Here is a 7,318-nt window from a genome sequence, read left to right as displayed (position 1 = left end):
ATTAACGTTTTAAAAGTGGCTAAACTAAATCGCTCAGGGCAGCTAGCACCACAATACTCGCCAACCCTATTTGAGCTATTAAGCTAATAAACGAAAAGCCCCTAAGTATAAACAAACCCCAAGGATGTTTAATATGCGGGTATAACGCGCAGCGTTTTAAGGTGGTTGCAAAGAAAAAACAAATCACCGCGACCATTGTTAAACCAAGCGTAAGCTCACTTTTAATGGAGAGGGTTTCATCAAAAAAGAAAAACAATTGTAAAGGCAGTAATAACGTTACAATAGCGTGTAACACATGTACTTTTTTTATACGAGCAAACTGCCCTTCCGGCGAAAGCTCTTTAATACCAAAGTCACGTTCTAAGCATTTAACCAAGTTATTGGCTTTAATACTAACCGCCAAACGGTAACAACTTAAACCTTCTTTATTGCGTGCTCTAAAATTATAGCCCGCTTTAATTAGCAGCACCATTAACGATTCATTTTTAGCAAATACAGCGTAATGAAGCGCTGTATTACCTAAATTATCAACCGCTTTTTTGTTTTGCTTTTCTAATAGCGTTTCAACTACATTTACAAAGCCTTTTTCGGCAGCCCACATAAAAGCTGTTTTATTGTTTTCATCAGCAAGAACACCTGTAGCGCCTTGTTCAATAAAACGCATTGCCATTGTTTGCTTGGCCGTTTTTTTGCGTAAATGGGTTAATAAGGCCTTTTCCAGCAGAACAACAGAGTCAACATCAGGTGATACTTGTGTGAGTAACGTAAAGTAGTCTTTGCCCGCTGCTACCTTTTCACTTGCAAGTTCACAAAGCGTATCCAGATCAGCAATAGACTCTGGAATAAACGCGCTTAAACGCTCTCTAAAATCAATTTCTTTCCAAAGAGCTAACGCATCTTTTGCCGAGATTTTACTATTATGATTTAACGTATGCTCAATCAGTGTGAAATAGCGTTTGCTAAAAAACAAATCAACTAAAGACAGAGGTGTAACTATAGTATTTTGTGCTGCCACACTTGCATATTTTTCAAGACGTTGGCACAGCATAAGTACTAAGCTTTCAGGGGTGTATTCATTATCATAATAATGGCTTTTAACCGCACTAATATAAACTTGCGCGTCTTCGTCATATTCTGAGATATGCTGAAAAAAACATTCTTCAAATGGCTCTAGCGGAGTTAACCATGCCAAATAATAAATAGGCGGCAATACAGTGGTACATACACCATCATCTTCATTTGTAGAACGACAAGCAGGCCAAGCTTCTAAAGCATCTAAAATAAAGGCACCGTTTTGCTCTACCAGTCCTTTAATAAGTAATGGGTATTCCTTTGGCCAAATTAGTACATTTTCCATTAAAACAACACAACTCCAGTGTGGCTTGAGGGGTGATCAGTTATAGCAGTTTTTACCTGACACCACGCTTAATCAAAGTGGCAATATTCTAGCACACCTTTGTTTAGCTACTAGCGCAAAATTGCCTAATAACAACAATCCTTTCTAATTACCATCGACAAGAATATAAAAACGGCCAAGTACATAAGTAATTGGCCGTTTATAAGGTTGGAGTTGGGCTTAATCAGAGCCAGACAAGCTATTTACTTGTTCTTTAATTCAGTAATAACCTGCTCTAAACCTACATCCGAAATACGTTGAATAATCTCTTTTTGCTTAGCGCTAAGTAATGAAATACCCTCAGCAACAATATCGTATACTTTCCATTCATAATCTTTGCCTAATCGAAGCTTAAAACTTAGGTCGATTGTTGGCGCATTTGGCTCAATAATTTGTGTATTAACGGTTGCGTATTCCGAATCGCTTTTTGCGTTGTTACGCTCAAACACAATTTTTTGGCCTGTATATTTTGTTAATGCACCTGCATATGTGCCTGTTAAGTAATGCTCTACCGCATCTATAAATTGAACGGCCTGATCACGCTCAATACCTTTGATGTGTTTACCTAATAATTTAAACGATACAAATTTAATATCGATATGTGGCATTAAACGTTTTTCTACAATAGCAGCCATCGCGTCTTTACTGGCTGTCCCTTTAGAGTTTACTTCACCAATATCTGCAAATAGCTTATCGGCTACTGATTCAAGTAACTGATCAGGCGATTGCTGAGCCTGCGCAAATAACGAACTACTAAAAAAGGCAGTAGCTAAAACGAATAGTTTAAAGAGTTTCATAATTGTATGTGTCTGTATGATTAAGATGATTGCAATTTACACGATCTATACGCATTAAAAAGGCACAAATAAGCAACTTATTAATGCCAAAACAGCACCAATTAAATAAGTCAAATAAATTCAATTGGTTAGAAAAGTCTATTAACAGCACATAAACAACCGGCATTTTGTCCTCATTGAATTTAGTACTAGGTGATCCCTATCATTTAGCTATCACTTTAAAACAAACTAAATTGGCAGCTATGAAAACATCATTTAAAACACTTATTATCTCTTTTATATTAGTCGCTTCACTTTTTTGGCAAACTTGCTTTTGCTCAATCAGATCACGGTTATGCCGTTGATTTTCTTAAAGGCCAAGGCAACGTAAACGGGGTTAAACTTGCGTATCAATATCATGCGCCTAGCATGCAGAACCTAATTGGTGATGCCCGTTTTTATTTTGAAACCAGCGTAAACATGTGGGAGTACCGCCACGGCGATAAAACACAATCAAACCTGGTACTTGCTATGTCACCTGTACTGCAGTTTCCCGCTTTTAGTTTTAACAACACCCCATTTTATGTAGAAGCAGGCATTGGTGTATCACTGATTGATGAAACGCAGTTTGCAGGTAAAAATATTAGTACCCACTATCAATTTGAAGACCGTATTGGCCTTGTTGCCGACTTTGGCCACACCAATATTGCACTTAGAGTAATACACTACTCTAACGCAGGATTTAAAGAGCCAAATCCGGGGCTTAACTTTTTAACCCTGTCGGTGGCTAAACGATTTTAGTCCCCCTAAACACATATTGATGTTATAACGCAAAGTAGTCAAACCCAAAGAACGTATGAATTTAGGTAAACTGCTATGCAAACTTGGCTTATAGTTGTAATCGTTACTGTTGTTTTTGCCATTATCATTGGTAATATCGCGCTAGTTAGACTCTCTGCAAAAATGGAGTTTAAAAAACCTAACGCCAATACTAAAAATACAACAGGCACAAAAAAGCCCTGATTAATCAGGGCTTTTTATTACATACTAAATTTAACCCACTAACCAGTGCGCCATAAGGGCAATAACCGGTAACGTAATTAGCGTGCGCAAAATAAAAATAATGAATAACTCTAAAATATTTACAGGTATCTTACTGCCTAATAAAAGTGCACCCACCTCAGACATATAAATAAGCTGAGTGACACTCATTGCTGCAATAATAAAACGTGTTACATCACTTTCAATAGTCGTTGCTAATATTGACGGAATAAACATATCAGCAAAACCAACCATAATAGTTTGCGAGGCAGCGGCAGCTTCGGGCACTTTTAATAGCTCTAAAAACGGCACAAACGGCATACCTAAATACTGAAATATAGGCGTATGCTCGGCTATAATAAGTGCAAATGTACCTACGGCCATAACTACAGGTAATACACCAAACACCATATCAAGCGCGTTACCCATCCCCTCTTTTATAGTCCCTTTAACACCTATTGAACTGTCTGCTTTGGCAAGTGCTATATCTAATGAGTGACCAAATAAGCTTTTGTGATCAGGTATTGCTTCAGCATTTCTATCTGGCTCGGTGCCATCAATCAGTAAATCTTTTTTAAAACGCAGTGGCGGTAATCGCGGCACAATAATAGCGGCAACAATACCCGCTAAACATACCGTTGCATAAAAGGGGGCAAATAGGTATTCAAGTTTAACTTGTCCAAGCACCACTAAACTAAAGGTAATTGAAACTGCTGAAAACGTAGTACCAATGATAGCTGCTTCGCGTTGTGTATAGTGCTTTTGCTCATACTGCTTTGCAGTCATTAAAATACCGACACTGCCATCACCCAACCACGATGCAGTACAGTCAACCGCACTTCTACCCGGTACGCCAAATACAGGGCGCATCACCTTAGTCATTAGCGTACCAGCAAGCTCTAATAGCCCAAAGTTAATTAATAGAGGCAGTAATAAACCCGCTAAAATAAATACTGAAAACAACACAGGTAATAAGTCATTTAATACCAGTGCGCCAGTACTACTCGAGATAATCATCTCGCTGCCCATGCCTAAATACGTCATTAAAACAAATGCCATACCAAATAAACGCACCACTAGCCATACCCAGCTCACATCAAACAAATGCTTTAATAAAGGTGACTGGCAAATAGCAGCGGGCTTAAAAGCTTTAGCAACGACAGAAACCACACCCGTGATACAAATAATGGCGGTAATAAAGGTTTGTACTGACTCGGCCATAACTCCCTGTACAATTTTAGCCATAACGGCAATAGGAATGGTCATTCCTTGAGGAATATCAATAACTATTTCTTTAAAAAAAGACTGCTGAGCGCTTCAGACAGAGCGACTTTCATCTCTGCGGAGGTCGTTATGGGTGTCATAAATAAAAACACACCAATTAACGAAGGAACCAAAAAAGTAAACCAAGTGCGCCACGTATAATGTGAACGATGAGGTAGCTGAGACATGTTTTTTAACCTATAAAAACCACAAAAAGAGCTTAACGCTCTTTTTGTGATAAAACTTATTATTATTTAAATTTTAATACCGCGCTGGATAAGTGCCGCTTCTAGTGCTTGTTGTAAACCATTCATAGTGCCGGGCTCAAGCGTTTCCGCCTTTTCATCCATCCACGTTAAGCTTGTACCGCCCTCTTTAGTTTTACTCACTAAGATTTGGTACTGACCTTCGTCAATAGGCAATTGTGCAACTTCATCGCCCCAAATAGAATCCCATACACTTGACTCTGGTTTGGTGTAATCAGCAGTAATTAAGCCAGTATCTGGGTTAATTTCAACTATAGTGAATGACAAGCGCTCTAAAAACCCAGAGAAACGATCAAACACAGCTTCGTAAGATTGCTCAGTTACAAGTGCTGCATTACCTTTGTTATCAAAGCCCATTTCAAGTGAAATAATACCTTGGCGTTTACGCATATCAACTTCAAGTTGACGGTAACGGTAATCAAACTCGCTCACTACTTGGTTAAGCGCACGTACTTCTAGTTGCTGTTTTAACAAATCAGTTAGCGTGTCGTCGCCTTTAAAATCGATTAGCTCTACACGCAAAGACGCAGTACGTTGATGTGACTTCTCTTCAATAGTGAATCTAAATTTTTCTAAATCATCGTTTACTTCATCGCCCCACCACCAAAAACCTTCTTCGGTTTTAATGATTGAATACCAATCAGTCTCAATAATACCTAGTAGTTTGTCTTCTTTAGTGGTTGCTGCATTATTCTCAGCTAGGACTGATTGAATCGTGTCCCAAAGAAATTCATCTAAATCAGCAATACCATCGTTTTTATCAAAATAAATACGCGCTTGTTTGTCTGTTTCTTCTACCCAACTACCTTTAGCAATTGTTAGTACTTGTGCCGGTGGACGATAGTTTGTAGCTTCAGGATTGTTGTCGTATTGACCTACATCCATTTTATAAACTGGGTCTTGAGCTGGTTGAAATAACGACGTTGGTGCTTTTACAGGCTCATGTGTACGATAGTTACGCTCGTCATGTGCATTATTAACAAATACACTACACCCTGATAAACTTACCAATACACTTACTGCAAGTGCTTTTGGGATCCAATACTGCACAGATATTTCTCCTTAGCATACCCTTTAATTGTTTTAACAAATATATGAGTGGGTAATGCCGATTTGGTTCAGTGTAAAATCAATATTAACTTTACATTTATTATTTGGCCGCCTAATTGCAATAAAGTTCAGCACCTCAACTTAGAAAAAACTAAGCGCAAATAAGCAAATTTTAGCTATGGTACTTTCCTGTGCATTTAAAAACAAGAAACACCGCACTTTAAAAGCGCTTAATTGGCATGTGCTGTAGTTTAGAGCCCTTTTTGTGTTAAACTTCGCCACCGTGCAACTTCTCGTGCGTATTTTTGGTGTTGCCAACTCGGTTGATATAATTCAAGTAACAAGGTATCTGAACCCATGTCTACATTTTCAAATCATCAAATTGTTTTAACAGCAATTGGCGAAGATAGACCCGGTATTGTAAGTGAGCTAACCCAACTGGTTAGCGATTGCCACTGCAACATTATTGACAGCCGCATTGCTATTTTAGGCTGCGAATTTACCTTCATAATGCTACTCAGCGGCGACATGTCGGCAATAAGTCGCATAGAGCACGTACTGCCAACTAAAGCCATGGAACTTGGCCTGCTAACTATGATGAAGCGTACTGCAAGTCATACTCCTAGTGAATTTTGTGCAGGTTACACCCTAGAATACACAGGAATAGACACCCCTGGCACATTGAGCAAAGTAACGCGCTTTTTCGCCGATAACAACATCAGCATTTGCTCACTAAAATCAGACACATTCGACGAGCAAGTTGACATAAAAATGCGCTGTGAAATCGAATTTAATATTCCAGTTGATGTCGACATAGATCAATTTAAAATTAGTTTTGAGAGCCTTTCTCACACACTAAACGTAGATTATATTTTTAAACGAATTCGTTAAGGATGCTACACATGAACACAATTAGTCCATTGCAAGCAGGCGATACTGCACCCGCTTTTAGCCTACAAAACCAAAACGACGAAACAGTAACATTAAGCGAGCTGTTAAAAGAGCAACAAGTGCTTGTGTACTTTTATCCTAAAGCGTCAACGCCGGGCTGTACTGTACAAGCCGAAAACCTACGTGATGAGCAAGCACAGCTTGCTAAATTTAACACCCGCGTTGTAGGTATTAGCCCAGATCCAATTAAGCGCCTTAAAAACTTTGAAACTAAAAAAGAGCTTAATTTTGATTTATTAGCCGATGAAGATCACGCCATTGCTGAAGCGTTTGGTGTATGGGGCTACAAAAAGTTTATGGGTAAAGAGTACGATGGTATTCACCGCCTAACGTTTTTAGTAGGCCAAGACGGTAAAATTAAACACCTATTTGATAAGTTTAAAACCAAAGATCACCATCAAGTAGTGTTAGATTATTTAGCTGCAGAATAAGCTAGCGACTGAGTAGGCCAGTTACCAGCTATTAGAAAAATACAGAAAAGCGTTGCTCAAGGGTAACGCTTTTTTTATGCTAGTTATTAAATATTTTTGTTAAGTAAAAGCATGACCGAGGGATAACTAAGCAGTCAATAATTT

At 38.5% G+C, this 7,318-nt stretch carries 6 protein-coding genes and 2 pseudogenes; 4 read left to right on the top strand and 4 right to left on the bottom strand.

What is annotated here, in order from left to right; translation table 11 throughout:
* Window positions 1–19: 19 nt before the first annotated feature.
* Both P20652_RS06885 and P20652_RS06890 read right to left on the bottom strand, forming a co-directional pair.
* The gene (locus tag P20652_RS06885; RefSeq protein WP_008169847.1) at window positions 20–1,357 is read right to left on the bottom strand and encodes an ankyrin repeat domain-containing protein; all 1,338 of its coding nucleotides are present in this window, start codon (window positions 1,355–1,357) and stop codon (window positions 20–22) included.
* A gap of 242 nt (window positions 1,358–1,599) precedes the next feature.
* On the bottom strand, window positions 1,600–2,193 hold the full coding sequence (locus tag P20652_RS06890) for a phospholipid-binding protein MlaC (RefSeq protein ID WP_008169845.1): 594 nt from the start codon (window positions 2,191–2,193) through the stop codon (window positions 1,600–1,602).
* A 242-nt stretch (window positions 2,194–2,435) separates the two neighbouring features.
* Between P20652_RS06890 and P20652_RS18450 the strand changes: the two are divergent.
* A pseudogene (locus P20652_RS18450) lies at window positions 2,436–2,973 on the top strand (acyloxyacyl hydrolase).
* A gap of 75 nt (window positions 2,974–3,048) precedes the next feature.
* Window positions 3,049–3,195 (top strand): DUF2897 family protein, encoded by a 147-nt coding sequence (locus tag P20652_RS19885; protein ID WP_008169838.1) that lies wholly within the window; start codon window positions 3,049–3,051, stop codon window positions 3,193–3,195.
* 30 nt (window positions 3,196–3,225) lie between these two features.
* On the opposite strand, the pseudogene P20652_RS06895 reads toward P20652_RS19885, so the two are convergent.
* Together P20652_RS06895 and bamC are read right to left on the bottom strand one after the other, a co-directional pair.
* Window positions 3,226–4,664, bottom strand: a pseudogene (locus P20652_RS06895) (YjiH family protein).
* A 66-nt stretch (window positions 4,665–4,730) separates the two neighbouring features.
* The gene (gene bamC / locus P20652_RS06900; RefSeq protein ID WP_008169834.1) at window positions 4,731–5,792 is read right to left on the bottom strand and encodes an outer membrane protein assembly factor BamC; all 1,062 of its coding nucleotides are present in this window, start codon (window positions 5,790–5,792) and stop codon (window positions 4,731–4,733) included.
* A gap of 357 nt (window positions 5,793–6,149) precedes the next feature.
* Between bamC and P20652_RS06905 the strand changes: the two genes are divergently transcribed.
* Together P20652_RS06905 and bcp are read left to right on the top strand one after the other, a co-directional pair.
* Window positions 6,150–6,683 (top strand): glycine cleavage system protein R, encoded by a 534-nt coding sequence (locus tag P20652_RS06905; protein WP_008169831.1) that lies wholly within the window; start codon window positions 6,150–6,152, stop codon window positions 6,681–6,683.
* Window positions 6,684–6,694: 11 nt separating this feature from the next.
* A complete protein-coding gene (bcp, locus tag P20652_RS06910; protein WP_002963124.1) occupies window positions 6,695–7,174 on the top strand; it encodes a thioredoxin-dependent thiol peroxidase in 480 nt (159 codons plus the stop codon).
* Window positions 7,175–7,318: the final 144 nt, after the last annotated feature.

Source organism: Pseudoalteromonas sp. BSi20652, from assembly GCF_000239855.1.
Lineage (GTDB): Bacteria > Pseudomonadota > Gammaproteobacteria > Enterobacterales > Alteromonadaceae > Pseudoalteromonas.
Note: the sequence above shows the minus strand (reverse complement) of the source record. Positions and strands in the feature narration are given on the sequence as shown.